Annotated in this window: 25 protein-coding genes and 2 riboswitches; of the genes, 14 read left to right on the top strand and 11 right to left on the bottom strand. The window is 65.1% G+C overall.

Annotated elements, in window-relative coordinates:
• The first annotated feature begins 18 nt into the window (after positions 1 to 18).
• The 3 genes from QRN51_RS22150 to QRN51_RS22140 are packed head-to-tail and all read left to right on the top strand — an operon-like array spanning position 19 to position 3,313.
• Complete coding sequence (locus QRN51_RS22150; RefSeq protein WP_284991943.1) at positions 19 to 771, top strand: ABC transporter ATP-binding protein; 753 nt, start codon at positions 19 to 21, stop codon at positions 769 to 771.
• Positions 768 to 1,529, top strand: coding sequence for an ABC transporter permease (locus tag QRN51_RS22145; RefSeq protein WP_284991899.1), 762 nt, complete (start codon positions 768 to 770; stop codon positions 1,527 to 1,529). The genes QRN51_RS22150 and QRN51_RS22145 overlap by 4 nt, the downstream gene beginning before the upstream one ends.
• A gap of 41 nt (positions 1,530 to 1,570) precedes the next feature.
• Positions 1,571 to 3,313, top strand: a complete 1,743-nt coding sequence (locus tag QRN51_RS22140) for a sialidase family protein (protein WP_284991898.1) — start codon at positions 1,571 to 1,573, stop codon at positions 3,311 to 3,313.
• Between the two features lie 9 nt (positions 3,314 to 3,322).
• Here QRN51_RS22140 and poxB read toward each other — a convergent pair whose 3' ends face one another.
• The 7 genes from poxB to QRN51_RS22105 all read right to left on the bottom strand — a co-directional run bounded on the left by poxB (position 3,323) and on the right by QRN51_RS22105 (position 9,085).
• The gene (poxB, locus tag QRN51_RS22135; protein ID WP_284991897.1) at positions 3,323 to 5,059 is read right to left on the bottom strand and encodes a ubiquinone-dependent pyruvate dehydrogenase; all 1,737 of its coding nucleotides are present in this window, start codon (positions 5,057 to 5,059) and stop codon (positions 3,323 to 3,325) included.
• A gap of 109 nt (positions 5,060 to 5,168) precedes the next feature.
• On the bottom strand, positions 5,169 to 5,570 hold the full coding sequence (locus tag QRN51_RS22130; RefSeq protein WP_059389916.1) for a YccF domain-containing protein: 402 nt from the start codon (positions 5,568 to 5,570) through the stop codon (positions 5,169 to 5,171).
• A 64-nt stretch (positions 5,571 to 5,634) separates the two neighbouring features.
• On the bottom strand, positions 5,635 to 6,711 hold the full coding sequence (locus QRN51_RS22125; RefSeq protein WP_284991896.1) for an ATP-dependent DNA ligase: 1,077 nt from the start codon (positions 6,709 to 6,711) through the stop codon (positions 5,635 to 5,637).
• 65 nt (positions 6,712 to 6,776) lie between these two features.
• On the bottom strand, positions 6,777 to 7,253 hold the full coding sequence (locus QRN51_RS22120) for a hypothetical protein (RefSeq protein WP_284991895.1): 477 nt from the start codon (positions 7,251 to 7,253) through the stop codon (positions 6,777 to 6,779).
• Positions 7,254 to 7,391: 138 nt separating this feature from the next.
• Positions 7,392 to 7,853, bottom strand: coding sequence for an SRPBCC family protein (locus QRN51_RS22115; RefSeq protein ID WP_059389913.1), 462 nt, complete (start codon positions 7,851 to 7,853; stop codon positions 7,392 to 7,394).
• Complete coding sequence (locus QRN51_RS22110) at positions 7,850 to 8,200, bottom strand: ArsR/SmtB family transcription factor (RefSeq protein ID WP_059389912.1); 351 nt, start codon at positions 8,198 to 8,200, stop codon at positions 7,850 to 7,852. The genes QRN51_RS22115 and QRN51_RS22110 overlap by 4 nt, the downstream gene beginning before the upstream one ends.
• Positions 8,201 to 8,488: 288 nt before the next feature.
• A complete protein-coding gene (locus QRN51_RS22105; protein WP_284991894.1) occupies positions 8,489 to 9,085 on the bottom strand; it encodes a phosphoribosylanthranilate isomerase in 597 nt (198 codons plus the stop codon).
• Between the two features lie 133 nt (positions 9,086 to 9,218).
• Here QRN51_RS22105 and QRN51_RS22100 point away from each other — a divergent pair, with 133 nt between their 5' ends.
• The 5 genes from QRN51_RS22100 to QRN51_RS22080 all read left to right on the top strand — a co-directional run bounded on the left by QRN51_RS22100 (position 9,219) and on the right by QRN51_RS22080 (position 12,479).
• Positions 9,219 to 9,869, top strand: coding sequence for a HutD/Ves family protein (locus tag QRN51_RS22100; protein ID WP_284991893.1), 651 nt, complete (start codon positions 9,219 to 9,221; stop codon positions 9,867 to 9,869).
• 76 nt (positions 9,870 to 9,945) lie between these two features.
• Positions 9,946 to 10,011: riboswitch (guanidine-III (ykkC-III) riboswitch) on the top strand.
• 9 nt (positions 10,012 to 10,020) lie between these two features.
• Positions 10,021 to 10,335 carry a DMT family transporter gene (locus QRN51_RS22095; RefSeq protein ID WP_059389910.1) on the top strand — a complete coding sequence of 105 codons (315 nt, stop codon included), beginning with the start codon at positions 10,021 to 10,023 and terminating at the stop codon, positions 10,333 to 10,335.
• 2 nt (positions 10,336 to 10,337) lie between these two features.
• Complete coding sequence (locus QRN51_RS22090; protein WP_059389909.1) at positions 10,338 to 10,703, top strand: DMT family transporter; 366 nt, start codon at positions 10,338 to 10,340, stop codon at positions 10,701 to 10,703.
• A gap of 69 nt (positions 10,704 to 10,772) precedes the next feature.
• The gene (locus QRN51_RS22085) at positions 10,773 to 11,792 is read left to right on the top strand and encodes an aldo/keto reductase (protein WP_284991892.1); all 1,020 of its coding nucleotides are present in this window, start codon (positions 10,773 to 10,775) and stop codon (positions 11,790 to 11,792) included.
• 36 nt (positions 11,793 to 11,828) lie between these two features.
• Complete coding sequence (locus tag QRN51_RS22080; RefSeq protein WP_284991891.1) at positions 11,829 to 12,479, top strand: MBL fold metallo-hydrolase; 651 nt, start codon at positions 11,829 to 11,831, stop codon at positions 12,477 to 12,479.
• A 37-nt stretch (positions 12,480 to 12,516) separates the two neighbouring features.
• Here QRN51_RS22080 and QRN51_RS22075 read toward each other — a convergent pair whose 3' ends face one another.
• Positions 12,517 to 14,250, bottom strand: a complete 1,734-nt coding sequence (locus QRN51_RS22075; protein WP_284991890.1) for a DEAD/DEAH box helicase — start codon at positions 14,248 to 14,250, stop codon at positions 12,517 to 12,519.
• Positions 14,251 to 14,665: 415 nt separating this feature from the next.
• Between QRN51_RS22075 and QRN51_RS22070 the strand changes: the two genes are divergently transcribed.
• Positions 14,666 to 15,388: an SAM-dependent methyltransferase gene (locus tag QRN51_RS22070; protein WP_284991889.1), complete on the top strand. Its 723-nt coding sequence runs from the start codon at positions 14,666 to 14,668 to the stop codon at positions 15,386 to 15,388.
• Here the strand turns inward: QRN51_RS22070 and QRN51_RS22065 are convergent.
• Positions 15,385 to 16,869 (bottom strand): MFS transporter, encoded by a 1,485-nt coding sequence (locus QRN51_RS22065; RefSeq protein WP_284991888.1) that lies wholly within the window; start codon positions 16,867 to 16,869, stop codon positions 15,385 to 15,387. The two genes, QRN51_RS22070 and QRN51_RS22065, sit on opposite strands and share 4 nt — an antisense overlap.
• Before the next feature lie 152 nt (positions 16,870 to 17,021).
• Between QRN51_RS22065 and QRN51_RS22060 the strand changes: the two genes are divergently transcribed.
• Positions 17,022 to 18,287, top strand: coding sequence for an alkaline phosphatase family protein (locus QRN51_RS22060; protein ID WP_284991887.1), 1,266 nt, complete (start codon positions 17,022 to 17,024; stop codon positions 18,285 to 18,287).
• On the top strand, positions 18,284 to 19,435 hold the full coding sequence (locus tag QRN51_RS22055) for an alkaline phosphatase family protein (protein ID WP_284991886.1): 1,152 nt from the start codon (positions 18,284 to 18,286) through the stop codon (positions 19,433 to 19,435). The genes QRN51_RS22060 and QRN51_RS22055 overlap by 4 nt, the downstream gene beginning before the upstream one ends.
• Here the strand turns inward: QRN51_RS22055 and QRN51_RS22050 are convergent.
• Entirely contained in the window at positions 19,432 to 20,460 is a 1,029-nt protein-coding gene (locus QRN51_RS22050; RefSeq protein ID WP_284991885.1) for an Lrp/AsnC family transcriptional regulator, read from the bottom strand. The two genes, QRN51_RS22055 and QRN51_RS22050, sit on opposite strands and share 4 nt — an antisense overlap.
• Positions 20,461 to 20,603: 143 nt before the next feature.
• Between QRN51_RS22050 and QRN51_RS22045 the strand changes: the two genes are divergently transcribed.
• Both QRN51_RS22045 and QRN51_RS22040 read left to right on the top strand, forming a co-directional pair.
• Entirely contained in the window at positions 20,604 to 21,824 is a 1,221-nt protein-coding gene (locus tag QRN51_RS22045; protein ID WP_284991884.1) for a M20 metallopeptidase family protein, read from the top strand.
• A gap of 25 nt (positions 21,825 to 21,849) precedes the next feature.
• Complete coding sequence (locus QRN51_RS22040) at positions 21,850 to 23,142, top strand: MFS transporter (protein WP_284991882.1); 1,293 nt, start codon at positions 21,850 to 21,852, stop codon at positions 23,140 to 23,142.
• Positions 23,143 to 23,223: 81 nt separating this feature from the next.
• Here the strand turns inward: QRN51_RS22040 and QRN51_RS22035 are convergent, their stop codons facing one another.
• The gene (locus QRN51_RS22035; RefSeq protein WP_370872233.1) at positions 23,224 to 24,510 is read right to left on the bottom strand and encodes an MFS transporter; all 1,287 of its coding nucleotides are present in this window, start codon (positions 24,508 to 24,510) and stop codon (positions 23,224 to 23,226) included.
• A gap of 102 nt (positions 24,511 to 24,612) precedes the next feature.
• On the opposite strand from QRN51_RS22035, the gene trmB reads away from it, so the two are divergent.
• Positions 24,613 to 25,536, top strand: coding sequence for a tRNA (guanosine(46)-N7)-methyltransferase TrmB (trmB, locus tag QRN51_RS22030; protein ID WP_284991880.1), 924 nt, complete (start codon positions 24,613 to 24,615; stop codon positions 25,534 to 25,536).
• An 86-nt stretch (positions 25,537 to 25,622) separates the two neighbouring features.
• Positions 25,623 to 25,721, top strand: a riboswitch (glycine riboswitch).
• Positions 25,722 to 25,931 lie beyond the last annotated feature (210 nt).

Genomic DNA, 25,931 nt, shown 5'->3' with positions numbered 1-25,931 from the left:
GCGATCCGCGTGCAGGGCATGGAAAAGTCCTACAAAGAGCTGCACGTGCTGCGCGGCGTGGACTTCGACGTGGCACCGGGCACCATCTTCGCCCTTCTCGGCTCCAACGGAGCAGGAAAGACCACGATGGTGAAAATCCTGTCGACGCTGCTCAGTCCGGACGCCGGCACGGCGACCGTCAACGGATTCGACGTCGTGGCCCACCCGCTGCGGGTCCGGGAATCCATCAGCCTCACCGGACAATTCGCAGCGGTCGATGAAATCCTCTCGGGCAGGGAAAACCTGGTGCTGGTTGCCAAGTTGCGGCACCTGAAGGACCCCGGGCAAGCAGCGGATGATCTTCTGGCGCGCTTCAACTTGTCCGAGGCAGCATCTCGGAAGGTGTCCGCGTATTCCGGAGGCATGCGCCGTCGCCTTGACATCGCCATGAGCCTGATCGGGCAGCCCGAGGTGATCTTCCTCGATGAGCCGACCACCGGGCTCGACCCCGAAGCACGCATCGAGGTGTGGCAGGTAATCCAGGAGCTCGCGAAACGGGGCACCACCGTCCTGCTCACCACGCAATATCTCGACGAGGCAGAACAACTCGCGGACAGCATCGCCATCCTTCATCAAGGGCGCATCATCGCGAACGGGACTCTCGCCGAGCTCAAGCAACTACTCCCACCGGCGAAGGTCGAGTACGTCGAAAAACAGCCCAGCCTGGAGGACATCTTCCTCGCACTGGTGGGGAACGAGGGCAAGGTCGCGTCAAGTAAGGAGCAGTCATGAGCACACATTTCTTCGGAGACACGGCCGTCTTGCTGGGCCGCTCCATGCGTCACATCTTCCGCAGCGCGGACACCATCATCACCACCGCGATCACGCCGATCGCCCTCATGCTGCTTTTCGTCTACGTGTTCGGCGGCGCCATCAGGACAGGCACGGAGAACTACGTCAATTACCTGCTGCCGGGAATCATGCTGATCGCGATCGCCTCGGGCATCGCGTACACCGCTGTTCGCTTGTTCACCGACATGAAGAGCGGCATTTTCGAGCGGTTCCACTCCATGCCGATCGCACGATCATCGGTCCTGTGGGCACATGTGCTGACCTCCATGGTGGCGAACGGGCTCTCGCTCGTGATCATCATGCTGGTGGCCCTCCTGATGGGATTCCGCACCTCCGCAAGCCTGCTGGCATGGCTCGCGATCGTTGGAATCCTGGCGCTGTTCACCCTGGCACTCACCTGGCTCGCGATCATTGCAGGCCTGACAGCGAAGTCAGTGGACGGTGCCGGCGGGTTCTCCTACCCGCTCATCTTCCTGCCGTTCATCAGTTCGGCCTTCGTCCCGACGGCCACCATGCCGGGTCCCGTGCGCGCCTTCGCCGAGAACCAACCGGTCACTTCGATCGTCAACACGATCCAGGATCTGTTTGAACAACGGCCGATCGGAAACGACATATGGGTCGCCCTCGCATGGTGCCTCGGCATCCTGATTATCGCGTACTTCTTCGCCACGGCCGCCTACCGGCGCAGGATCAGCTAAGGGTCGTTCTAGCCGAAGGCGTCGTCTCGTATCATGGAGGTGTGACCTCCTACCTCCAGCGCCGTGGTGCCGCACTCCCCCAAGCCCGTCCCGACGTCGAGCACGTCCTGGCGGTGCGCGGCACGGGAGGCTACCGGCAGTACCGCATACCGGCGCTGGCCGTCTCGACGGCGGGGACAGTGCTCGCCGCCTATGACGGCCGGCCGAACTTGGACGACCTGCCCAATCCGATCGATCTCCTGCTGCGGCGCAGCACGGACAATGGCCGCAGCTGGGAGGAACAGCGCGTGGTCCGCAGCGGCTCGGGGCTCAATGGCTACGGCGATCCGAGCCTCTTGGTGGACGCAGTGACCGGGCGGATCTTCATGTTCCATGCCGCGGGGACGCATGCCGGTTTCTTCGAAGCGGTAGGCGGCCTGGAACCCGATGACGACGTGCAGCACTGCGATGTCAGCTTTTCCGACGACGACGGCGTCACCTGGCAGCATCGGCGACTCACCGGACAGCTCAAGCGGGGCGGTGTTCCGGGCGCTCGTGCCGGCGACCGCGGCATCACGGGGATTTTCGCCGCAGCCGGTCAGGGAATCCAGATGCACAGCGGTCCGTTCGCCGGGCGACTGGTCCAGCAGTTCGTGGTGCTCGTCGACGGCGAAATCATGGCGGCTTCCGCATACAGCGACGACCACGGCGAGAACTGGACGCTCGGATCGCTGATCGGAAAGGGTCCGGACGGAGTCGGCCCCAACGAAAACAAAGTAGCTTGCCTCGACGACGGCCGCCTCCTGCTGCACTCGCGCGCCACGCCCCGGCGGCTCGCGGCAATCTCCCATGACGGCGGCGAGACGTGGAGCCAGCTGGAACCGATCGGGGACCTCCCCGACCCGAGCGACAACGGCTCGCTTGTCCGCTTCGACGGCCTGCCGAATGTGGCATCCCTGGCCACCCCGGCCACGAGCAGCTGGCTGCTCGCGAGCAACAACCAGGACACTTCCCTGCGCCGCAATACGGTCCTCAGCCTGTCCACGGACAACGGGGCCAGCTGGCCCGCCAAGCTGGTCCTCTGCGAGGGAAGCTCGGCCTACTCGACTGCGGCGCGGCTTCCGGACGGCAACATCGGCGTCTTGTACGAGCGGCAGGGATACCGCGAGATCGTCTTCGTTTCCGTGCCGGTGGAGCAGCTGACGGAGCAGCTTTCGGGCCCGGCGGGTGCGCCGGGTGCGCCGGGTGCGCCTGGTGCGGCGGGTGCGCCGGGAACCCAGCCCGACCACCTCGAGTTTCACATGGAACTGCGCTCCATCACTCCCGGCCGGCCCCCTGTGTGGCAGAACGCCGGTGAATTCCATGTCCTCCCCTGTGACAACGATCGTGACTGGGACGTTCAGACGTGGAAGGAAATCGGCCAAGGATACTCAGCGGAGCAGGCGCAGATCCTCGGAACCCGCGAAGCCCAGGACCTCAACTACGGGCCCATCATTCCGGGCTACAAAGCCGGGGACATCCTCGCGTTCACCGGACGCGCCCGCAACCTCGGCACCCAGGCCGCATCCGGCGTCGTACTCCTGGGACCGCACGCGAACCCGGCGGACTTCCCGCCCGCCGATCTGGCATCCGGCGCTGAAGCACTGTATTTCACGCCGGTGTACACGGTCACCGAGGAGGATCTGGCGCGGGACTCGCTTGAGCTGACTTTTGCGGTGGCGCACGACGGCGGCGCGCGGGTGATCGAGCGCAGCTTCAGTTTCGATCTGCGCACCGGAGCCGTGACGGCTGGCCCCGCCCGGTAACGATTCCGGCTAGAAAATCTGGCGGATATTGGTCTTCGCGAGGTCGATGAGCTGGTCGCCGCGGCCGGAGAGTACCGTCCGGATCGCGTAGAGCGTGAAGCCCTTGACCTGCTCGGCGCTGATCGCCGGCGGAATGGACAGTTCCTGCCGGGCCGTGCGGACGTCGATGAGGGCCGGACCGTCGTGCGCGAAGGCTTCAGCCAGCCCCGCCTTCAACCCGGAGGAGTTGTCCACCCGGATTCCGCGGATGCCCAGCGATTCTGCCAGTTTGGCGAAGTCCGGATTCTCGAGCTCAGTGCCGAAATTGACGAATCCGGCGGCCTTCATTTCGAGCTCCACGAAGTTCAGCGAGGAGTTGTTGAAAACCACCACTTTGACCGGGAGCTTGTTCTGCACCAAGGTGATCAGCTCGCCGAGAAGCATGGTCAGGCCGCCGTCCCCCGCGAGGGCCACCACCTGGCGCCCGGGATACGCGGCCGCCGCACCGATTCCGTGCGACAGTGCATTGGCCATGGTTCCGTGGTTGAACGAGCCGAGCAGCCGGCGTCGGCCATTCATGCTCAGGTACCGGGCCGCCCACACGGTGGGGGATCCGACGTCGCACGTGAAAACCGTATCCGGGCCGGCCAACTCATCCACGAGCCTGCCCACGAACTGCGGGTGGATCGGCTGGCCGTCCTTCGCCGGCGAAGCCAGGTCATCGAGTTTGGCGCGCGACTTGGCGTAATGCTTGAGCGAGGTACTCAGGTGTGTGCGCTTTACCTTGCGCTCGATCAAGGGCAGAAGCGAGGCTGCAGTGTCCCTGACCGTGCCCACCAGGCCAAGATCGATCCGGGACCGCCGGCCGAGTTGCTCGCCCCTGATATCCACCTGGATGATCTTTGCGTTCTCCGGGTAGAACTGTTGGTACGGAAAATCGGTGCCCAACATGAGCAAGGCTTCGCAGCTCTCCATCGCGCGATAGCCGGAACTGAAGCCCAAAAGGCCGGTCATGCCGACGTCGAACGGGTTGTCGTATTCGATGTGCTCCTTGCCGCGCATGGCGTGGACGATCGGCGCGGCAAGTGCGTCCGCCAGGCCCATGACCTCGGCGTGCGCACCCGCGGTGCCGGCACCGGCCAGGATGGTGACTTTGCCGGCCGCGTTGAGGATGTCCGCTGCCTCGGCGAGCTCCCGGGGGTTGGGCCGGATCTCCGGCCGGGCGGCCCGGATCACGGAGGTCCGGTCACTCTGCGCCTCCGCGAGGGCCACGTCACCGGGAATCACGACGACGGCGACGCCCCGCTTCTCGACGGCCGTCCGCATGGCGATTTCCAAGACCCTGGGCATCTGGGAAGGATGCGCGACGTGCTCGACATAAACGCTGCACTCCCGGAACAACTCCTGGGGATGCGTCTCCTGGAAGTACTGGCTGCCGATCTCTTCGCTGGGAATGTGGGCGGCGATGGCCAGCACCGGAACCCTGGACTTGTTGGCATCGTAGAGGCCGTTGATCAGGTGAAGGTTGCCCGGGCCGCAGGATCCGGCGCACACCGCGAGTTCATCCGTGAGGCCCGCCTCGGCGGCGGCCGCTAGCGCCGCGGCTTCCTCGTGCCGGACGTGCACCCAACGGATGCTCTCCTCTTCCCGCAGCGCGTCCGTGAAACCGTTCAGCGAATCCCCGGGGATCCCGTAGACGCGTTGGACATTGTTGGCTTTGAGGGTGGAGACGATGTTCTTGGCAACAGTGTTCCTGGCGGCGGACATGGACTGTTCCTTTCGAGGGGAGGCAGTGCAGACACCGCCTACGCTACTCCGGAACACTCCATGGCGCCCGCTGCCCGACGCCGGGGTTCGGGTGGCCGGCGTCGCCGTGCTAGCGGTAGGTGCTGACGAACGGTCGGTTGCTCGGCACGATCTGCTTGCCCAGCGGCATGAGCGATACCGGAATGAGCTTCAGGTTGGCTATGGCCAGCGGGATCCCAACGATGGTGATGGCCATGGCGAAGGCCGTGACCACGTGCCCGATCGCGATCCAAATGCCCGCGACCAGCAACCAGATGACATTGCCTAGGAGCGTAAAGACGCCCCCGCTCCCGGGCTTGTCCACCACCATGCGGCCAAACGGCCACAGCGTGTACGAGGCAATCCGGAACGACGCGATGCCCCACGGGATGGTGACGATCAACAAGCAGCAGACGATTCCGGCCATGAAATATCCCAAGGCCAGAACGAAGCCGCCGAAGACGAGCCAGATGATGTTGAGCAGCGTTTTCATATCTCCCATTGTCCCTTGCGGGCGATGGCCTGGGCCTAGGGGTTCGCCCTGAAATCTCCCTGATTTATGGTTTCCCGGTGTCCAGGACCGCTGACAAATCGAACTTCACGGGTTCCTCAAGCTGCTCATAGGTGCACGACTCCGGATCCCTGTCCGGCCGCCACCGCACGAACTGCGTTGTGTGCCTGAACCGTTCCCCTTCCATATGGTCGTAAGCCACTTCCACCACGAGTTCTGGCCGCAGGGGCGTGAACGACAGGTCCTTCCCTGCGCTCCAGCGGCTCCCTTCGGCGTTGCGGGGTGTCCGGCTGCCTTCCTCCTGCTCGGCCCATGCCCAGGGATGCCCCTCGAACCCGGTCACGAGGGGTTGGAGTTCGTCGAACAGCTCCTTGCGCCGCTGCATCGAGAAGGATCCCACCACGCCCACGTTGGAAAGCCGGCCGCCGTCGTCATAAAGCCCCAACAATAGCGAACCAATAAGATCGTCACCCGTCTTATGAACCCGGTAGCCGGCCACGACGCAGTCGGCGGTCCGCTGGTGTTTGACCTTGAACATCACGCGCTTGTCCGGTTGGTAGGTACCATCCAGCGGCTTGGCGAGCAGGCCATCCAGGCCTGCGCCCTCGAACTGGTTGAACCACTGCTCCGCAGTTCCCTTGTCCCGGGTTGCCGCAGTGAGGTGGATGGGAGCGGCGGCGTCTGCGAGCGCTTGTTCAAGCGCTGCCCGCCGTTCGGCGAAGGGCCGTCCCGTGAAGTCCTCATCGCCAAGGGCGAGCAGGTCGAAGGCCACGAATTTCGCCGGCGTCTGCTCGGACAACAGCTTGACCCTGCTGGCTGCCGGATGGATGCGTTGCTGGAGGGCTTCAAAGTCCAAGCGGTCACCGGACGTGCCGACCAGGATGATCTCGCCGTCGAGGACGCAGCGTTCAGGCAGGTTTGCCTTCAACGCCTCGATGAGCTCCGGGAAGTACCGGTTCATCGGCTTCTCGTTGCGACTACCGATTTCGACGTCGTCACCGTCACGAAAAACGATGGAGCGGAAACCATCCCATTTGGGTTCGTAGCTCATGGCGCCATCCGGGACGGCACCAACCGCCTTGGCAAGCATGGGTGCGACAGGAGGCATGACTGGCAGCTGCATGAAGCCATTCTTGCCGCGGCAACGGGACTGCGCTAGCTGTTTATTCGCTTAAGTGGATAAAACCGCTACTTGCAGTTGGCGCTCAGCCAAGTGGTAACGGGAGCCATCGCCTTTTCGAACTTGCCGTTTGAGTAGACGGTCTGGTCTTTCAAGCCGGCAATCGCAGTGTCCTTGAGGTTGGTGAAATCAGCCTTGAGCGCGTCCGGGACACGATCCGCCGTTGCGGCGAGCTCGGCCTTGTATTGCTCCAGCTCGGCGGTCTTGCCTTGCGCCGCCGACATTGGCAACAACGACGCTCCCGTAGCTTCTTTGGAGATGGTGGAGCACATTTCGGCCGCCGACGCGAAGCCCCCGAATGGCCCCGATGATGGAGTCGGGCTTGCACTTGCGGATGCCGGGTCGCCCGTGGAAGAGGACGACGGCGTGCCCGCCGCTGCGGATCCCCCTCCTGGTGTGGAGCATCCGGACAGCGCCAGTGCGGCGAAGAGGGCGACTGTCAGGTATCGGATAGGGCCGTTAAGAAGTTTGGAAGAAATTTTCAAAGGTCGCATTCTGCTTGATCGTCGGTCTCCGGAACCGTTCGGTCTCCAGAGCAATGGCATTCTGTCCCCGCCGTGGAGTGTAGCCCGGATGGGCACCGACCTTCCAAGTTGACTTCGGCCCTCTTTTGGACCGCTTCCCTATTCCCGCACCAGCAACGTGTCCAGTTTGGTGAACGAGGTGCCCCATCCCTCGCGGGTCATGTCCACCCATTCGTCGGAGTCAAAGGGGCCCTGGGTGAGATGAAGCCGGGTGCGGCCGCCATCCAGTACCTCGAACTCAAGGCGCATTTCCAGCAAGAGCGTGATTCCGGCGTCGGGCTCTGCTTTCTGGGTGGCGACCAGCAGGGCGGGCGGGTCGTATGCGGTGATGACCGCGTCGATGGGTGATTCCTTGGCGACCCCGTTCTCGTCCCAGGTCATGACGAGCTGCCAGGCTCCGCCCACACGAGGGTCGACGACGATCCGCTCGCGCGGCGAATCCACTCCGACAGGCCCGAACCATGCGGCGAGCTGCTCGGGGTCCACAAAGGCGTCGAAGACGAGCTCGCGTGGCGCATCGAAATCGCGGGTCATGGTAAGGATGTGCTGTTCGGTGTTCATGGTTTGACTCCTGGATCCTCTGAATCGTGCTGAATCTTGCGTAGGTGGGCGTCGAGGCGGGTGAAACTGGCGTCCCAGAAGCGCCTGTATTTGTCCATCCACTCGGTGGCTTCGCGCAGTGGTTCCACTTCAAGCTTGGAAGACCTCCACTGCGCACTCCGGCTCCGGCTGATCAGCCCTGCTTTTTCCAGGACTTTGAGATGCCGGGAGACGGCGGGAAGGCTGATGTCGAACGGTTCGGCAAGCTCGTTCACGGTGGCGTCACCCTCCGAAAGCCGGGCCAAAATGGCCCTTCGTGTGGGGTCGGCAAGTGCCGAGAAGATGAGACTGAGCCGATCTGTGGACATTTCTTGCGCCTTCATATTTAACACCTCGGTTAATTAGCCGATGCGTTAAATATGCGACGACGGACGGCGGCTGTCAAGGGCTTCTTGCGACGCTCGCTCACTTTTGGGGGCAAAACCGCAGACGCCCGCTCACATCATCTGAGCGAGCGTTGGGGGGAAAGGCGTTAAAGGTGAGCGAGCGCTGGGGGGAAAGGCGTTAAAGGTGAGCGAGCGTTGGGGGGAAGGGCGTCAAAGGTGAGCGAGCGTTGGGGGGAAAGGCGTCAAAGGTGAGCGAGCGTTGGGGGGACGTCAGGCTTTGGCGGCTTGGACGAAGGCGCGCACGAGGTCGAGGTCCTTGACTCCGCGGGAGGACTCCACGCCGCTGGACACGTCGACGCCCCAGGCCTCGGCTTCGAGCGCCGCGGCTCCGACGTTGGACGGGGTCAATCCTCCGGCCAACAACCAGTGGCGCGCACCAAGGCCCAGGTTCCGGACCGAGGCATAGTCCCATGCCTCGCCCGATCCCGGCACGGCGGCGTCGATCAGGAGAAGTTCCTCGCCCCACTCTTCGAACTCGTGCGGGGCGGCACCCATGGTGACGGCCCGGATAAGCCGCATGCCGGCGTCGTGCACGGTCTTAACGTCTTCCGGCGCGCGGCTTCCGTGGAGCTGGACCCACTCAAGGCCGGCTTCGAGCGCGGTTGCGACGGCATCGGCGGCTGTCTCGTGGCGGAAGACCCCGACGGCGGCGACACCTTCCGGTACATGGGCCAGTAGATCCCGGGCACGGCCGGGCGATACCTCGCGCGGGCTCTTCGTCAGCACGAAACCTACGGCGTCCGCGCCTGACTCGACAGCGGCCTGCACGGATTCGGGCGTGCTCAAACCACACACTTTGACGAACATGCCGCGCCTCCAACCGTTTCCCTCCCTACGACGTTAGCAAGGGCCTCCGGGATTGTTGAACCGCACCAAGATTGCACCGATGTTACGCGAGCGTTCAGCCGGCCAACCGCGGGCCCGGGCTAGGCTGGAGCGCATGGAGATCATCCGCTTTGCCGAGCTCAAACCCGAACCGTGGCGCAACGGAGGCGGGGTGACCCGCGAACTCGCCAGTCATCCGAAAGTGGCATCGGCGCAGGACGGAGCATGGGACTGGCGGGTCAGCATCGCCGACGTCGGATCGGCCGGCGATTTCTCGACGTTCCCCGGCATGGAGCGCGTCATCACCGTGATCGACGGCGAATTGCTGCTGCTCACGGTGGACGGCGAAGAGCACCCCTTGGAAAAGTACCGGCCTTTCCGGTTTTCCGGCGAGGCGGCTTCGGCCAGCGCACTCCCGACCGGCGACATCCGGGACCTCAATGTGATCGCCAGGGCCGGCGAATTCAAGGGCTACACGTCCATCATCGAGCTCTCCAAGAAGCGCGCACACCCGGTGTTCCAAGGTCAGTTGGCAGTCCTTTTGGAGGGCAAGGCTTCTGTTAGTCCCGGCGCGGAGCCCGCGGAATCGGCTGTGTCCGGGGACGGCCCGGATGGTGGAACTGCCGCCGCGCCTGCAGAGCCCCAGTCTGTGGAACTCGCGCGCTACGACGCGGTAGTAGGTTCCGATACCCGCAGCCCGGAAATCCTGGGCCGTGGCTTCCTCGCTGTCATCTCCATCGACCGCGTGGAGCATGCGCACTCCTAGTCCCAGCGGCGACATGTCCCTTGGTGAGGCTCGCCACCAAAGCTGGCCGCGCGCCGTCGGGATTTGCTAGCCTCGAAGGAAGGCCCGCAGAGGGACCTCCGGACGACGGTTCAGTACCCGGCACGCGACAAGACTGGCCAAAGGATCTGTCATGTCGTGGTTAATCCTCATTCTGTCCGGCGCTCTAGAGGCCGTCTGGGCCGCAGCTCTCCACCGCTCCAAGGGCTTCCGCAAGCCGCTGCCCTCAGCCGTCTTCCTCGTCACCGTGGTTGCGAGTACCGCGGGCCTGGCCTTCGCGATGCAATCCATCCCCACCGGAACCGCGTATGCGGTGTGGGTGGGAGTCGGCGTCGTCCTCACGGCGGCATACGCGATGATCACCAAAGTTGAGCGCCCGACGGCGGCCCGGCTGCTCCTGCTCGCCGGAATCGGTGTGTGCGTGGTCGGCTTGAAAGTGGTGGCGTAGCCATGACCGCCAAGTTCGCATGGGCCATTCTGCTGGCCTCCGCCGTGCTCGAAGCTGTATGGGCGACGGCTCTCGGGCTGTCCGACGGCTTCAGCGAAGCCCTCCCCACCGTGGTCTTCGCCGTCACGGCAAGCCTCAGCATGATCGGACTCGGCATCGCAGTAAAACGGATTCCCCTGGGCACGGCGTACGCCGTCTGGGTCGGGATCGGGGCAGCACTGACCGTTGGCTGGGCGATGGCCACCGGCGTCGAACCGGCCAGCCCGCTCAAGCTGCTGTTCATTGCGGGAATCGTGGGTTGCGCGGCCGGGTTGAAGGCCCTTCCCACGGAGAAGCGTGAAGAAGTGAGCGAGCCCGCCCAACGATAAGCGCGGAATACTCCCCCGCGCCACGGGGTTGCCAGCAGTGAGACGAACACTCGGCGAAGGAGAAGCACCATGAGCCCGGAAACCACGAACGTACAACTCGGTGACGGCCTGACCGTGAGCCCCCTCGGTTTCGGCGGGATGGCCTTGACCCCCGTGTACGGCGAGGTGGATCCCGCCGAATCCCTCAAGACGCTGCATCACGCCGTGGATGCAGGCATCAGCTTCATTGACACCGCCGACATTTACGGCGCGGGCGACAACGAAGAACTGATCGCGAAGCTGCTGAGGGACCGACGCGACGAGGTTCAGTTGGCCACCAAGTTCGGCATCGTGGGCAACCCGCGCGAGGGCTACACCGATGTCCGGGGAGATACCGCGTACGTGGCCCAGGCGGCGGAAGCGAGCCTCCGCCGCCTGGGCACCGACGTCATCGACCTCTACTACATGCACCGCCGCGACCTCCGCGTTCCGATTGTGGAAACCGTGGAGGCCATGGCAGAGCTTGTCCGGGCTGGCAAAGTCCGGCACCTTGGCCTGTCGGAAGTGACAGCCGAGGAGCTGAGGGAAGCCAACGCCGTCCACCCGATCGCAGCCGTGCAGAGCGAGTGGTCGATCTGGAGCCGGGACGTTGAGCGCAACGTCGTCCCGACCGGGGCAGAGCTGGGTGTGGGCTTCGTACCCTATTCGCCGCTTGGCCGGGGATTCCTCACCGGCACCGTCAGCGCCGAGCAACTCGGCGAGAACGATTTCCGGCACCGCATCCCCCGTTTTGCGGACGGCGCACTCGACGCCAACCAGGCAGTTGTTGCCGCAGTGCGGGCCGTGGCCGCCGAGCTGTCCGAGAGCACCGGCCGGGAGGCAACTCCCGCCCAGGTGGCTCTGGCCTGGCTTTACGCCCAGGGCCGCCGCCTCCAGCTCAGCGTGGTCCCCATCCCCGGAACGCGCAAAGCGCACCGGATCGATGAGAACCTGGGCGCCTTGTCGCTCGAGTTGAGTGCCGCCCAACTGGACGTGCTCGACGGCGCCGCGGACGCCGTCGTCGGCTCACGGTCCGCGGATCCCACCTGGGTTTCGCAGGGCCGCGAGTAGTCGGTGAGCCGCAGGCGGCTTCCGTAGAGTGGACGAATGGACTCACTCATTCATTCACTGCGTGACATCACCATCCGGCGAATCTCGGTCAGCGAGATGAACAACAACGTGTACCTGCTCACCGCCAAGGCAAGCGGCGCGCAACTCCTGATCGACGCCGCGGACGACCTTCCGGCGATCCAAGCAATGCTTGCGGAGTCGGTCGCCGACGCCGCATCGCCGCCGAAACTTGCCCTCATCGCCACCACCCACCAGCATTGGGACCACGTCCGCGCGCTGCCCGGGTTAGTGGAAGCTACGGGCGCGAAGACCTCGGCCGGAGTGGACGACGCCGACGCGCTCCCAGTGCCCGTGGACGTGCAGTTGCGCCATGGGGACGTGGGAAACTTCGACGGTTTCGACATCACCGCTGTGCACCTGCGCGGCCACACCCCGGGTTCGATCGCCTACGTGTACCTGGACCCCGAAGGGCCAGCGCACATTTTCAGCGGCGACTCGTTGTTCCCCGGAGGAGTTGGCAACACGCAGAACGATGCCGCCCGCTTCACGTCGCTGTTGAACGATGTGAGCGAACGGCTGTTCGAGGCCTACCCGGACGACACCGTGGTGCATCCGGGCCATGGAGATCCGACCACGCTCGGTGCAGAGCGTCCACACCTTGCGGAATGGCGCGAGCGCGGGTGGTAGTCCCTACGGGGACGGGAGCCCCTAGACCCCGCGCGGCTTAGCGGCCGCGGCGCTCGTTCGACGCCGGAGCCGACGCACGGCGCGGGCCGCTGCGGGCCGGACGACCGGCACCTGAATTGCCTGAGCCCGAGCCGTAGGAGCCACCGGAGTTGCCACCCGTGTTCGAGGACCAGACAGCTTTGTTGCCACCGGTGCGCGTTGAAGTTGCGGATTCGGTGCGCGGAGCCGACGCCGAGCGGTTGCCTGCGGCTGCACGCTGGCCGGTTGCCGGGCGTCCGCTGCGACCACCCTGCGCACCTTGGCCACGAGCAGCAGGAACGTCGTTGCGGTGAGCGGAAGCTGCGTTGCCGCGTCCACGCGTGCTGCGGGCGACGTCGTCGTTCGCTGCTGCGCGGCGCTCAGCGCGGTTGATGTCGGTGCGCACGGGCTCGGCCGCAACCTTGCCACGGCCACCGCGACCACCACGGCCACCCGCAGTGGGTGCAGCCTGGGTGGTGCGGCGGTTGCGCTTGCGCTGGGCGTTGGCACCGGTGGAGGTGCCGCCGCCCGGCTGCTGGGTCTTCGCTGCGAGCAGTGCCGCACGAGTGCGGGGATCAACCTTGTCGGCGACCTGGCCCACGAGCTCGGCAATCAGGGGAGAGTTGGCCGTGACACGTTCGAACGAGACGTCGACGCCGGCAGCCTTCATGAGCTTCTTGACGTCGGACTGTTGCTCGGGGAGCGTCAGCGTGACCACGGTGCCGTCGGAACCTGCGCGGGCCGTACGGCCAGAGCGGTGCAGGTAAGCCTTGTGCTCTGTGGGCGGGTCGACGTGGATGACGAGTTCGACGTCGTCGACGTGCACGCCGCGGGCCGCGACGTCGGTGGCCACCAGGACCCGGACCTCACCGCTGGAGAACTCGGCGAGGTTGCGGTCACGGGCATTCTGCGACAGGTTGCCGTGAAGGTCGACGGCGGGGATGCCGCAATCGGTCAGGGTCTTGGCAAGCTTGCGGGCGTGGTGCTTGGTCCGCATGAAGAGGACGCGGCGGCCGGCGCCGGAGGCCAGCTCCACGATCAGCTGCTTCTTGACGGTCTGGTCGTTGACCACCAGGACGTGGTGCTCCATGGTGGTGACGGCGGCCTGGGGGTCGTCCACGGAGTGGGTCAGCGGGTTGGACAGGTAACGGTTGACCAGTTTGTCAACACCGTTGTCCAACGTCGCAGAGAAGAGCAGGCGCTGGCCCTGGGTGGGGGTCATGTCCATGAGCTTCTTGACCACCGGGAGGAAGCCGAGGTCTGCCATATGGTCGGCCTCGTCCAGGACCGTGATCTCGACGGCTTCGAGGGTCAGGATGCGCTGGCGGATGAGGTCCTCGAGGCGGCCCGGGCAGGCGATGACGATGTCGACGCCGGCGCGCAGCGCCTTTTCCTGGCGTGCCTGGGAGATGCCGCCGTAGATGACCGTGGTGTTCAGGCCCATGGCCTTGGCCATCGGTTCGATGGTGGCGTTGATCTGGGTGGCCAGCTCACGGGTCGGCGCGAGGACCAGTCCCATGGGGCGGCCGGGCTTGCGGAAGTGCTTGGCTTCGCGCTCGGCGAGACGTGCCACAAGCGGGATAGCGAAAGCGATGGTCTTACCGGAGCCGGTGCGGCCACGGCCCAGGACGTCGCGGCCTGCGAGCGTATCCGGGAGGGTCTTGACCTGGATGGGGAAAGCTTCTTCAATGCCATCTGCAGCGAGGGACTCGGCGATGGCCTTGGGCGTGCCAAGGGCAGCAAAAGTAGTCATGTGTTTCAAGGGTCTTTCTGGCGGTGTCCAACGGACATCGTCCCCCGACGCCGGTTGGGCCAAGGGTTCGCCGAGGAAAAAGTCAGTGATCGACCGGTAGGCAATAAGCCGTGGCCGGGACCAGAGAAAACGCGTTCATCGACGCAGGATGTGCCTCTCACATGAAAAAAGCCCACTTCCCAACTTTGGAACCAAGCCAAATTCGGGGACTAAGCGGGCATCACTGCACATCAAGTAGATCTATTCTAGCATCCGCGGGCCGCGGGCCTTTCCACAGGGCAGGTTCACGCAGGCGGTGTTCCCCCAAGTAGCTCGCAGTTGTTGTCGTTTTGAGTGCTTATAACGACAACAACTGCGAGTCAGTTGGGTGGGGACAGGCGTTGCCTCGCGGCGCACGTCAGGGCAGGCTTGAGCCATGACGCACCAGCACGACGGCGGAGCCCACCTTCACAGCGAAATCCACGACAGCGGAGCCCACCTTCACAGCAACCCTGACCAGGACGCCGACCCGGCGCAGTTTTGGGACGAGGTCTACCGGGAGAAGGCGAAGAGGTGGAGCGGGAATCCCAATCCGCAGCTCATCGCGGAAGCCAAGGGACTGGCTCCCGGCACCGCCCTGGATCTCGGCTGCGGGGAGGGTGCGGACGCCATCTGGCTCGCCCAGCATGGCTGGACGGTGACCGCGGTGGACGTCTCCGCCGTCGCGCTTGAACGGGCAGAAGCCCATGCCGTCGACGTCGGGCTACCGGACCGGATCACGTGGCTGCAACGGAATTTCGGCTCGTGGCACCCGGAAGCGGGCTTCGATCTGGTGTCCTCCCAATTCCTGCATTCTCCGCTTCTTCCGTGGCGCGATTTCCTGGCCTCGGCTGCGGCGGCCGTGGCTCCCGGCGGCGCTTTGTTGGTTGTCGGGCATCATCCGGATGGCCTGACTCCGTGGAGCGGGCACAAGGACATGAAAGACAAGTTCTTCACTCCCGAGGACTTGGTCGAGGCGCTCACAAACGGTCCGGGGACGTGGCGGATCAACGTTGCCGATTCCCGCGAACGCGCGGTGACGGGCCCTGACGGCCAACACGCCACCACCATCGACAGCGTGCTCCGGGCCACCCGGACATCCGGGGCTCACACGTCCTAGGCCCGCACGTCGTCCGCTTCGGCTGCGCGGTGCGCCTCGGCGTCCACCGCATGTTCAGCACCAGAAGGCCGCCGGGCCGCGACCCGTGGCGCAATGACGAGCCCGACGACGGCGATGGCCGACGTCAGGACGAACACCCCCGCGAAGGAACCCGCCGTCGTCGTCAGCGCGCTGAAGACGAGACCCGTCACGGCGAGCGAGAGGGCGCCGCCGAGGGAATCGGAGATGGACATCGCAGAACTGTTGAAGCCTTGATCCTCGGGCTTGGAGAGCGCCAGGGTCATGACACTCAACCGCGGGTACATCAGGCCCATCCCGGCGCCCGCGAACAGCCAGCCCGCAATCGCCACTCCGGCGGGCCACGCGAGCACCGTGGTCACGAGGACGATGACCACCGAACCGAGCACCAGCGCAGACCCGATCTTGACTGCAAGGGCGTTGCCGAGCCGGGAACCCATGCGGCCCTGGACCGCGGACGCCGCTGCCCAGGCAATCGCCGATCCCGTCAGCGCAAGTCCGGCGAATGCCGGGGAGAACGAGTACCGCTCCGTGAGGAGGTACGGCACGTAAACCTCGGTACCGAAGAAGGCTGCTGAGGCAACTCCGCGCATGAGGATGACGCTTGGCAATCCGCGGTGCGCGCCGAGCGTGCCGCGCGGGACCAGCGGCCGCACTGCCAGCATGGCGATGACGAGCGCGACGGCGGCAATCACCCATCCGACGCCGGGCAGCTGTCCGGAGAGGTTCAGGCCGAGAACCGCAAGGGCGGCGAGCGCGGCCCACCCCATGCGGCCGAAGGCCCAGGGAACATCGGCGCCTCCAGGCTTCGCCTCTCCGGCGCCCGCCTTGGGGGAGCCTGGCTCCGAGGAGCCCGCCTCCCGCGCGTCCGGCGTGGACCGCACCCCCCGCATGGCGGGAAGGATCATTGCCAAGGCCGGAACCACCAAACCCACGACCCCGAGGAACACCCAGTGCCAACTGCTCAACTCGGCAACCACGCCGGCGGCGAAGGGACCGATCATCGAGGGAATGACCCAGGCCGCCGAGAACGCGGCAAAGACTTGGGCATGCAACCTGGCGGGGTAGACCCGGGCGATCACCACATACAGCGCCACGGTCATGGCGCCTCCGCCGAGGCCTTGGACCAGCCTGCCGACCACGAGCATCTGCATTGAAAGCGCGGTACCGGCGATGAGCAGCCCGGCCGCGAACAGCGCAACGGATGCGTACAGCGGGGCGGCCGGCCCACGCCTGTCCGCCCAGTTTCCTGCGGCCACCATGCCGATCACGCCCGTGGCGAGCGGACCGGCGAAGGCCAACGCATAGAGTCCGGCACCGTCCAGATCGCGGCTCACGAGCGGCATGATGGTAGTGACGGCCATGGATTCGAACGCTGCCAGGAAGACCAACGCACAGGCACCCGCCGTCGCCAGGAGATAGGGGCGTTGCAATATGCCGGCTGTTGCGTCGTGGCTTGTCATCATCCCAGCCTAGAAGCCCAAACGAGTTTGGGGCCACCTTCAAAATCCATTCAAGTGATTAATATTCACCTGAAATTAACTCTGGGCAAACTCTGTACTAAATAGCCGACTATCGGTTGTTCCCGTAATCATTCCGTGATGCACTGCTTGGCGTGAACTTCACAAGACGCAACTTCCTGTCCGTTGCCGGATCTGCCACGGCTGCGACGCTTGTCAGCGGCGCCACTGTGAGGACCGTGCCCGCCGCAACCGCACTCCCACAGCCCGGTTCCTCAGGCATCGACCACATCATCGTGGTGATGATGGAAAACCGCTCGTTCGACCATTTCCTTGGCTGGATGCCTGGCGCGGACGGAAAACAGGCCGGACTGACGTTCGTTGACCGCTACGGCATTCCGCATACAACCCACCACCTGACGGATTTCCAGGGCTGTGGGCATCCGGACCCTGACCATTCCTACGAGGGCGGCAGGATCCAGTTCAACAACGGCAAGAACGACGGCTGGCTGCGGGCAGGCGAGAACGATGAATTCGCCGTGGGATACTACGATTCGAGCGACCTCGACTTCTGGCGCCAAGCGGGTCCCGACTGGACCGTCTGCGACCGCTATTTCGCAGCCACCCTCGCCGAAACGTATCCGAACCGCTTCTACCAGCACTCTGCTGCCACGGACAGGCTCCATAACTCGACCGTCACCAGCACCCTGCCCACGATCTGGGACCGCTTGGCAGCCGCCGGCGTTCAGGGAAAGTACTACTACGGCGACGTTCCCTTTACCGCCCTCTGGGGAACAAAGTACCTCGGCATCTCCAGGCCCTACGCCGAGTTCCTCAGCGACTGCAGTTCCGGCAAGCTGCCCTCGGTGTCCTTCGTGGATCCGCGCTTCACGGATGAGTCCAGCGGAACCTCCGGCGACGACCACCCGCACGCCGACATCCGCTCGGGCGAGCTCTTCCTGGCGGAGGTCTACAACGCCGTGACCAAAAGCCCCAACTGGGCGAACACCATGCTGGTGGTCAACTACGACGAATGGGGCGGGTTCTACGACCACGTGCCACCGGAAACGGCACCGGACAGCAATCCGGATACCGCCCGGCGCGGCTTCCGCGTCCCGTCCATGGTCATTTCTCCGCGCGCCCGCAGGCAATACGTGGCGCATGATACCTACGACCACACCTCAATCCTGAAGGCCATCGAGTGGCGCTGGGGGCTTCAAGCCCTGACGCCTCGAGACAATGCCGCGCGCAACATCGCCGAAGTGCTTGATTTCCAATCAGCACCCAATTTGACCGCTCCCACGTACCTCGTGCCGCCTTATGCCGCCGGACCGGCCTGCTCGCCTGTCGGGCCGCCGGCGGAGGAAGAGTGGGCCGGCCTGAAACAGAAAGCACTTGCGGACGGATGGACCCTGCCATGACCTTCAAGAACTTCGCCATTTCCAAGATGCGGCTCGGATTCGCTGCGCTGCTGGTCGTCCTGCTGGGCGCCTCCTGCATCGCCTTCGGATTGCAGCAGACCGAGGCACAAGCGAGCGAACCCCAAACCGTCCAGAGCTCCGGGTACCTCCCGGGAGCCAAGCACGTGTTCGTGATCAACCTCGAGAACAAGGGGTACGACACCACATGGGGACCGGGTTCGGCGGCACCGTACCTTTCCACCACACTGCGCAACCAAGGCGTCCTGCTGAACCAGTATTTCGGCACGGCACACAACTCGCAGCCGAACTACGTCGCCCAGATTTCCGGTCAAGGACCCAACCCGCAGATGCAGGCCGATTGCCAGACGTACTCCCCGTTCGCGAAGACCGGAACAGCAGATCCCGGCCAGGCCGTTGGGGACGGCTGCGTTTTCCCCGCCGATGTGCCCACGGTGGCGGGCCAGTTGACGGCAGCCGGGAAGACCTGGAAGGGCTACATGGAGGACATGGGCACGCCGTGCCGCCACCCGGCCCTCGGCGCACCCGATGACACCCAGAAAGCAAGGGTCGGGGACCAGTACGCGGCCCGCCACAACCCCTTTGTCTACTTCGCGGGGATCACGGGATCGCCGGACTGTGCGAAGAACAACGTGGACCTCGGAGCCCTGAAGACCGATCTCGCTTCGGTCTCCACCACGCCCAACCTGTCCATGATCACGCCGAACCTTTGCCATGACGGACACGACTCCCCCTGCGTTGACGGACAGCCCGGCGGCCTGACCAGCGCCGATGCCTGGCTAAAGCAGTACGTTCCGCTGATCACCTCGTCTCCCGCCTTCCGCCAGGACGGCGTCCTGGTGATCACCTTCGACGAATCCGACAGCCCCCAATCAGACGCTTCCGCGTGTTGCGGCGAGGGCCCCGGGCCCAACTCCCCGCTTCCCGGGATTGTCGGACAGGGCGGCGGCCGGGTGGGCGCTTTGGTCATCTCCCCCTTCACCAAGGGCGGCACCTGGTCCACCACGCCGTACAACCACTACAGTCTGCTGGCCAGCATTGAAGACACCTTCGGCCTCCCGTATCTCGGCTACGCAGGCACCCCTGGGCTGAACCGCTTCGGACTAGACGTCTACAACGCCGGCCTCTAAGCCAAGCCGACGGCGGCGGTCGGCACGACGGCGCCGGTCGCCGTCGAGTCCGGGTTCAGCATCCAGCCGACCCGCTTGGCCGTGCTGAGCATCACGACGCTTTCGACGAGTTCGATCCCGGGAATGCGTTGCTGGATGGCGAGTTCCATCTCCATGACCTCGGCCAGCGAGCGCAGCCACATGATGATCACAAAGTTGGTGCTGCCGGTGGTGGAGGCCGTGAACCTGACGTTCCTCACGGCCCGCAACTCGGCGGCCGCGGCCTCGTGCTGGCCTGCTGGGACATTCGCGAACCACTGGCACGTCATGGGATAGCCGGAGAATTGCTGGGCGATTTCGCAACGGAAGGACAGCATCCGGCTCGCGAGCACCCGGCCGAGCTGCCGTTGCACCGTTGCAGGGTGCCGCCCCAGTGCGCGTGCGATTTCCGCGGCCGAAGCCCGTCCGTCCCGGGCGAGGAAGGGAAAGAGCTCCATATGGCTCGCCGGCAACGGGGTGACCTGCGCGTAAGGGGCGGACGGATTGAGCGCTTCCGGCCCGGCGAGGGCGCGCAGGGCCTGCTGCTCCGCCCGGCTCAGGACGTTGAGCCGCCACGCATAGCCGCTCGTGTGGATCCGGGTGCAGAGCGAGGTCCGGTATTTGGTGAGCCCCCGGATTTCCTTGAGCTGGGGCAATAGCCGGCTGCTGAACTCACCGAGGTCCTGGGTGATCACGGTCAGCATGAGGTCACGGTTGCTGGCGGCCTCCTCGACCGTGATGATCTCCGGAATTGCCGCGAGCGCGGCCGTTACCTCTGGCCTGAGGTGCATTTCGCAGTCCACGTCCAACAGGGCAAGGCAGGCATGCTTGGGGTCGCCCATGAGGTGCGCCGTGGTCCAAGCGGCTCCGGATTCCCGCAGGCGGTCCCATCGGGAGGCCAACGTGGTGGCATGGACGCCCAGGACCTCCGCGGCGTCGGACCAACTGATCCGCGGCGAGATCTGGAGGGCATTGATCAGCCGGAGGTCCTCCTCACTGAGTTCCATCAGCGATCCTCTCCTCGTCGATGCGTGATTCTTGTTAATTCTGGCATGTTCCTGAATTTTTACAGGGCTTTGGAAGATTGTGAGGCTAGTCACTCCACAATGGCTATGGATACCTACCAATCGTTCAGGAAACAGGAGAACAGATGTCGATCGCCGCAGACGCCCAAGAGATGCAGGGAGAAATCGCCCGGTTCCGCCACGAGCTCCACCAGGAACCGGAAATCGGCCTGGACCTCCCGCGCACCCAGGAAAAGGTGCTCAAGGCGCTCGACGGACTCCCGTACGAAATCACCCTTGGCGAGAGCACGACGTCGGTCACCGCAGTCCTGCGGGGCGGGGCGGCGCACGCCTCAGCGCAGAAGCCGGCTGTGTTGCTCCGTGCCGACATGGACGGACTCCCCGTCCAGGAGCGCACCGGCGTCGAGTTCTCCTCGAAGATCGACGGCGCCATGCACGCCTGCGGCCACGACCTCCACACGTCCATGCTCGCCGGAGCCGCAACCCTCTTGGCCGAGCGGCGCGATCAATTGGCCGGCGACGTCGTCCTCATGTTCCAGCCCGGCGAGGAAGGCTTCGACGGCGCGGGCCACATGATCCGCGAAGGCGTCCTGGACGCCGCAGGCCGCCGTGTTGACGCCGCCTACGGCATGCACGTCTTCTCCTCACTGGAACCTCACGGCCAGTTCTGCACCAAAGCTGGCGTGATGATGAGCGCCTCGGACGGACTCTTCGTCACGGTCCTGGGCGCCGGCGGCCATGGCTCGGCGCCGCATTCGGCCAAGGACCCCGTGACCGCGGCCGCGGAAATGGTGACGGCGCTGCAGGTCATGATCACCCGGCAGTTCAACATGTTCGATCCCGTAGTCCTGACCGTGGGCGTGCTTCAGGCAGGTACCAAGCGCAACGTCATCCCCGAATCCGCGCGTTTCGAAGCCACCATCCGCACATTCTCGGAAGCCTCCCGCAAGCGGATGATGACTGCGATTCCGCAGCTCCTCAAGGGCATTGCCTCCGCGCACGGCCTTGACGTGGACGTCGACTACCGCGGCGAATACCCCATGACCGTCACTGACGAGGACGAGACGCACACCGCAGAGGGTGTCATATCTGGAATGTTCGGCGATTCCCGGCTCTCCCGCTGGGCCACGCCGATCAGTGGCTCGGAGGATTTCTCCAGGGTCCTGGCCGAAGTTCCGGGAACCTTCGTGGGCCTCAGCGCCGTGCCGCGGGGCGTGGACCACACCACCTCACCGTTCAACCACTCTCCCTACGCCACGTTCGACGACGGCGTCCTGTCCGATGGTGCGGCGCTCTACGCAGAGCTCGCGGTCTCCCGTATCGCCACCCTCGCCGCCGGCAACTAACCACCCCCAGACCTTGGAGCAAGACATGACCGCAACCGTAGGCGCTTCAGCCACAGCCCAGGTTCACAAGTCCCATCTGCGAACCCTCATCGGCACCGGCATCGGCAACGCCGTCGAATGGTACGACTGGGCCATTTACGCCACGTTCTCGCCCTTCATCGCCAGCGCGCTCTTCAGCAGCGCCGACCCCACGTCCGCGGTCCTCTCCACCTTGGCGATCTTCGCCGTCGGATTCGTGGCCCGGCCGTTCGGCGGCTTCGTCTTCGGCTGGATCGGCGACCGGATCGGCCGCAAGACGTCCATGACCATCGCCGTCGGCCTCGCGGCTGTCGGCAGCCTGTTGATCGGTATCGCCCCGACATTCCAGGCCGTTGGGGCCCTGGCATCCGTCATGCTCCTGGTGGCCCGCCTCATCCAGGGCCTCGCCCACGGTGGCGAGCTGCCGTCGTCGCAAACGTATTTGTCCGAAATGGCGCCCAAGGAAAAGCGCGGCTTCTGGGCGACCCTCATCTACACCTCCGGCACCGCGGGCATCCTCGCCGGGACCCTGCTGGGCGCCATCCTGACCGGTGTGCTGAGCAAGGCCGACATGAACGCCTGGGGCTGGCGCATCCCGTTCCTGGTGGGAGGTGCCCTGGGCATCTACGCCTTGGTCATGCGAGCCAAAATGAAGGAGACCGAGGCGTTCCAAGCCGAAGCTCCGAAGGAAAAGCGCGAGCCCATGTGGCCGCAGATCGTCAAATACCGCAAGCAGGCCCTGCAGGTTATCGGGCTGACCGTCGGCCTCACCGTTGTCTACTACATCTGGGGCGTCGTGGCGCCGAGCTACGCGGCCAGCAGCCTCAAGATGGATCGTGGCGCAGCCTTGTGGTCCGGCGTCATCGGCAACGTCGCGTTCATCGCGTCGCTGCCGTTCTGGGGCAAGCTGTCCGACCGCATCGGCCGCAAGCCCGTGCTGATCGTGAGTTCCGCCGGGGCGGCGTTGCTGCACTTCCCCATGACGTGGCTCCTGAAGGACTCCCCTTGGCAGCTTGCCGTTTCGATGTCCGTGATGTTGTTTTTCATTGCCGGCAGCGCCTCGATTGTCCCGGCCGTGTACGCCGAACTGTTCCCGACCAAGATCCGCACCGTCGGCGTCGGCGTCCCGTACTCCATCTGCGTTGCGGTCTTCGGCGGGACGGCCCCGTACCTGCAGACGTGGCTCGGCAGCATCGGCCAGGCCAACATGTTCAACGTCTACGCCGTGATCCTGTTGGCCATCGGTATCGCGTTCGCCTTCATGATCCCGGAAACCAAGGGCAAGGACCTGACGCACTAACCTCCCCCTTTCGGACCCAACTGACTCGCAGTTAACGTCGTTTTGAGCCCTGAAAACGACAACAACTGCGAGTCAGTCGGGCTAGCCGACGTAGCGGTTCCGACCGGCGCGGAACCCGAAGAAGGCCGCCAGGGACCCCACCACGAGGAACAGGATGCCGGCTGCGGCGAAGCCACCGGTCGCTTGGTGCAACTGGCCGACCATCAGCGTTCCCGTGGAGCCCAAGCCATAGCCGACGCCCTGCATCATGCCCGAAAGGTGCGCGGCGGTGTGCGAATCGCGGGTACGCAGCATGATCATGGTCAACGCCACGGCCGTGAGGCTCCCCTGGCCAAGGCCCAACAGTCCGGTCCACACCCAGATCAGGTCCGTGGGGCCGAAAATGCTCAAGGCGAAGCCACCCCCGGTCATGAGCGCCACCACGGTGTTGATGACGCGCTGGTCCTTGAACCGGGCCGCTAGCCCCGGAGCAACGAACGAACCAAGCATCTGCAGGACAATCGACACCGACACGATCAAGCCGGCCGTACCGCCGTCGATCCCGCGGTCACGCAGGATCGGCGCCAACCAGGCGAACACGCTGAAGGACATCATCGCCTGCAACGCCATGAAGATGGTGACCTGCCAGGCGACGGCGGAACGCCAGACGTTCGCACCGCCGTCGGCCGCGTTGTGGCGGACGGGGTGCTGGCGGATCGCCAGCGGTAGGAAAAGCAAAAGTACGACGGCGGCGGGCAGCGCCCAGAACCACAGCGCCGAGGTCCAGTGCCCGGCCGCCGTGAAGACGGGGTAGGTGAAACCGGCACCAAGCGCGGCAGACGCGCAAATCGCCGTCGTATACAGACCGCCCATGAGTCCGAGCCGATGCGGGAAGTCGCGCTTGACCACGCCGGGCAGCAGCACGTTGCACAGGGCGATCGCGGCGCCGCACGCCGCGGTTCCGGTGAGCAGTGCGGGCAAGTGCCCCGCTCCGGCGAGGTCCACGGGTCGGATCAGCAGCCCCGCTGTCAGCACGGCCATCGCGCCGAGCAGCACCCTCTCGGCACCGAAACGGCGGGCCAGGATGGGCGCCAGCGGAGCGAAGACACCCAGCAAGGTCACCGGCACGGTGGTGAGGACAACCACCGCCCAGCCCGGCAGACCGGCGTCGGCGGTGACTTCCGGAAGGACAGCCGAAAAGCTCGAGAAGACCGTCCGCAGGTTCAGCCCGATGAGCACCAGGCAGATCCCCAGGAAGACGAGTCCGCCGCGCGTCTTGACCTGGGTGGGCTCGGCGGCGGGGAGCTCGTCGATCTCGGCGTCGACAAGTATCTCGGCGACGCCGGAGTGTGGCTTGGTGTTCTTGGGGGCGCTTGAAGCGGGGGTCACCAACCCATTCTGGCAGTCACCCCCGTGGGCGGGCGCCTCGTGACGGGAGCGTGCGCAGGTTCCGCCGCGGGCGTTTGGTCCTGCAACGGTATTCTGGAGGGGATGAGTGAAACCCCAGAATCCCCTGAAACACCGCAGTCTTCGCGCCCCGTGACCCCAGGGAGCCAGGCCTCCTTCGGCACCTACGGCGGCCGGCCGGTCAGTTTCGTGCGCCGCGGGACGCGCCTCCAGGGCCGCCGCCAGGCAGCGTGGGAAGAGCACTCGGACCGCTGGGCCATCCAGGTTCCGCGGCATGTCGCCAACACCTCGGTGCACCCGGACTACGTGTTCGACGCCGAAGCGGAGTTCGGGCGCAAGGCACCGCTGATCGTTGAAATCGGTTCGGGACTCGGCGACGCCGTATGCCACGCTGCGGAGGAGAACCCGGACAAGGACTTCCTCGCCGTGGAGGTCTACACCCCGGGCCTGGCCAACACCATGATCAAGATCAACAGCCGCGGGCTCAGCAACGTCCGGGTGGTCGAAGCCAACGCGCCCGAGGTCCTGGCTACCATGCTTCCTGCCGGTTCGGTGAGCGAGCTCTGGGTCTTCTTCCCCGACCCCTGGCACAAGTCCCGGCACCACAAACGCCGCCTCATCCAGCCCGCGTTCGCCGAACTCGCTGCGCGGTCCCTCAAGAAGGGTGGCCTGTGGCGGATCGCCACCGACTGGTCCAACTACGCCGTCCACGTCCGCGAGGTCCTGGCCGGCTCAACCGAGTTTGAAAACCTGCACGACGGCGAGCGGGCCGGCGCGGACAGCCCCCTCACCCAAGTGTGGGAATCCGGAGTCGAATCCATGGTGGGCGGGGCCCCCGTCAAGGAAGGCCGGGCACCGGTCAGCACCGAGCACACCGGCCCCAACGAGGGAGTGGACCACGTAGGCGGATGGGCTCCGCGCTTCGATGGCCGCATCCGCACCAGCTTCGAAAACAAGGCCCACGAGGCCGGGCGCATGATCTTCGACCTTAGTTACCGCAGGATTTAGCTTCACGAATGCTCACGTGCCCTTTGCGTGCCGCACAGGCACCGGATACCATGTGAGACGTGTCACCGGAAGGCGGCACACGCTTATGATCTGCGGCGGGAGAGCCCTGCCGGTACGTTTCAGCAGGCGCCGTAGGAGCAAATCCTCCCCAGGAATCTCTCAGGCCCATGTACCGCCGCGGCAAGGCAACTCTGGAAAGCAGCCCGGGCAACCGGACTCACCGTCGGTGCAAGCGTCCAGCCGCAAGGCAGGGACGCGGAAACTCTCAGGTCCAATACAGAGCGGGGAGGAACCGAATCATCGTGGTGCGTCCGCGCCACCTGAATTATGGAGTTCCTCATGACCCTGGCACCTGAAGGCCGTAAGCTGCTGCGCGTTGAACAGCGCAACAAAGC

This window comes from Arthrobacter sp. efr-133-TYG-120 (genome assembly GCF_030209785.1).
Taxonomy (GTDB): Bacteria; Actinomycetota; Actinomycetes; order Actinomycetales; family Micrococcaceae; genus Arthrobacter.
Note: the sequence above shows the minus strand (reverse complement) of the source record. Positions and strands in the feature narration are given on the sequence as shown.

Bases quoted from the DNA above. Each gene is read 5' to 3' on its own strand.
- QRN51_RS22105 (WP_284991894.1), bottom strand. From the start codon at position 9,085: ATGTTCGTCAAAGTGTGTGGTTTGAGCACGCCCGAATCCGTGCAGGCC.
- QRN51_RS22040 (WP_284991882.1), top strand. From the start codon at position 21,850: ATGACCGCAACCGTAGGCGCTTCAGCCACAGCCCAGGTTCACAAGTCC.
- QRN51_RS22130 (WP_059389916.1), bottom strand. From the start codon at position 5,570: ATGAAAACGCTGCTCAACATCATCTGGCTCGTCTTCGGCGGCTTCGTT.
- QRN51_RS22050 (WP_284991885.1), bottom strand. From the start codon at position 20,460: ATGGAACTCAGTGAGGAGGACCTCCGGCTGATCAATGCCCTCCAGATC.
- QRN51_RS22150 (WP_284991943.1), top strand. From the start codon at position 19: ATGGAAAAGTCCTACAAAGAGCTGCACGTGCTGCGCGGCGTGGACTTC.
- QRN51_RS22125 (WP_284991896.1), bottom strand. From the start codon at position 6,711: ATGCAGCTGCCAGTCATGCCTCCTGTCGCACCCATGCTTGCCAAGGCG.
- QRN51_RS22075 (WP_284991890.1), bottom strand. From the start codon at position 14,250: ATGACTACTTTTGCTGCCCTTGGCACGCCCAAGGCCATCGCCGAGTCC.
- QRN51_RS22100 (WP_284991893.1), top strand. From the start codon at position 9,219: ATGGAGATCATCCGCTTTGCCGAGCTCAAACCCGAACCGTGGCGCAAC.
- trmB (WP_284991880.1), top strand. From the start codon at position 24,613: ATGAGTGAAACCCCAGAATCCCCTGAAACACCGCAGTCTTCGCGCCCC.
- QRN51_RS22055 (WP_284991886.1), top strand. From the start codon at position 18,284: ATGACCTTCAAGAACTTCGCCATTTCCAAGATGCGGCTCGGATTCGCT.
- QRN51_RS22145 (WP_284991899.1), top strand. From the start codon at position 768: ATGAGCACACATTTCTTCGGAGACACGGCCGTCTTGCTGGGCCGCTCC.
- QRN51_RS22115 (WP_059389913.1), bottom strand. From the start codon at position 7,853: ATGAACACCGAACAGCACATCCTTACCATGACCCGCGATTTCGATGCG.
- QRN51_RS22085 (WP_284991892.1), top strand. From the start codon at position 10,773: ATGAGCCCGGAAACCACGAACGTACAACTCGGTGACGGCCTGACCGTG.
- poxB (WP_284991897.1), bottom strand. From the start codon at position 5,059: ATGTCCGCCGCCAGGAACACTGTTGCCAAGAACATCGTCTCCACCCTC.
- QRN51_RS22070 (WP_284991889.1), top strand. From the start codon at position 14,666: ATGACGCACCAGCACGACGGCGGAGCCCACCTTCACAGCGAAATCCAC.
- QRN51_RS22095 (WP_059389910.1), top strand. From the start codon at position 10,021: ATGTCGTGGTTAATCCTCATTCTGTCCGGCGCTCTAGAGGCCGTCTGG.
- QRN51_RS22110 (WP_059389912.1), bottom strand. From the start codon at position 8,200: ATGTCCACAGATCGGCTCAGTCTCATCTTCTCGGCACTTGCCGACCCC.
- QRN51_RS22065 (WP_284991888.1), bottom strand. From the start codon at position 16,869: ATGACAAGCCACGACGCAACAGCCGGCATATTGCAACGCCCCTATCTC.
- QRN51_RS22080 (WP_284991891.1), top strand. From the start codon at position 11,829: ATGGACTCACTCATTCATTCACTGCGTGACATCACCATCCGGCGAATC.
- QRN51_RS22090 (WP_059389909.1), top strand. From the start codon at position 10,338: ATGACCGCCAAGTTCGCATGGGCCATTCTGCTGGCCTCCGCCGTGCTC.
- QRN51_RS22045 (WP_284991884.1), top strand. From the start codon at position 20,604: ATGTCGATCGCCGCAGACGCCCAAGAGATGCAGGGAGAAATCGCCCGG.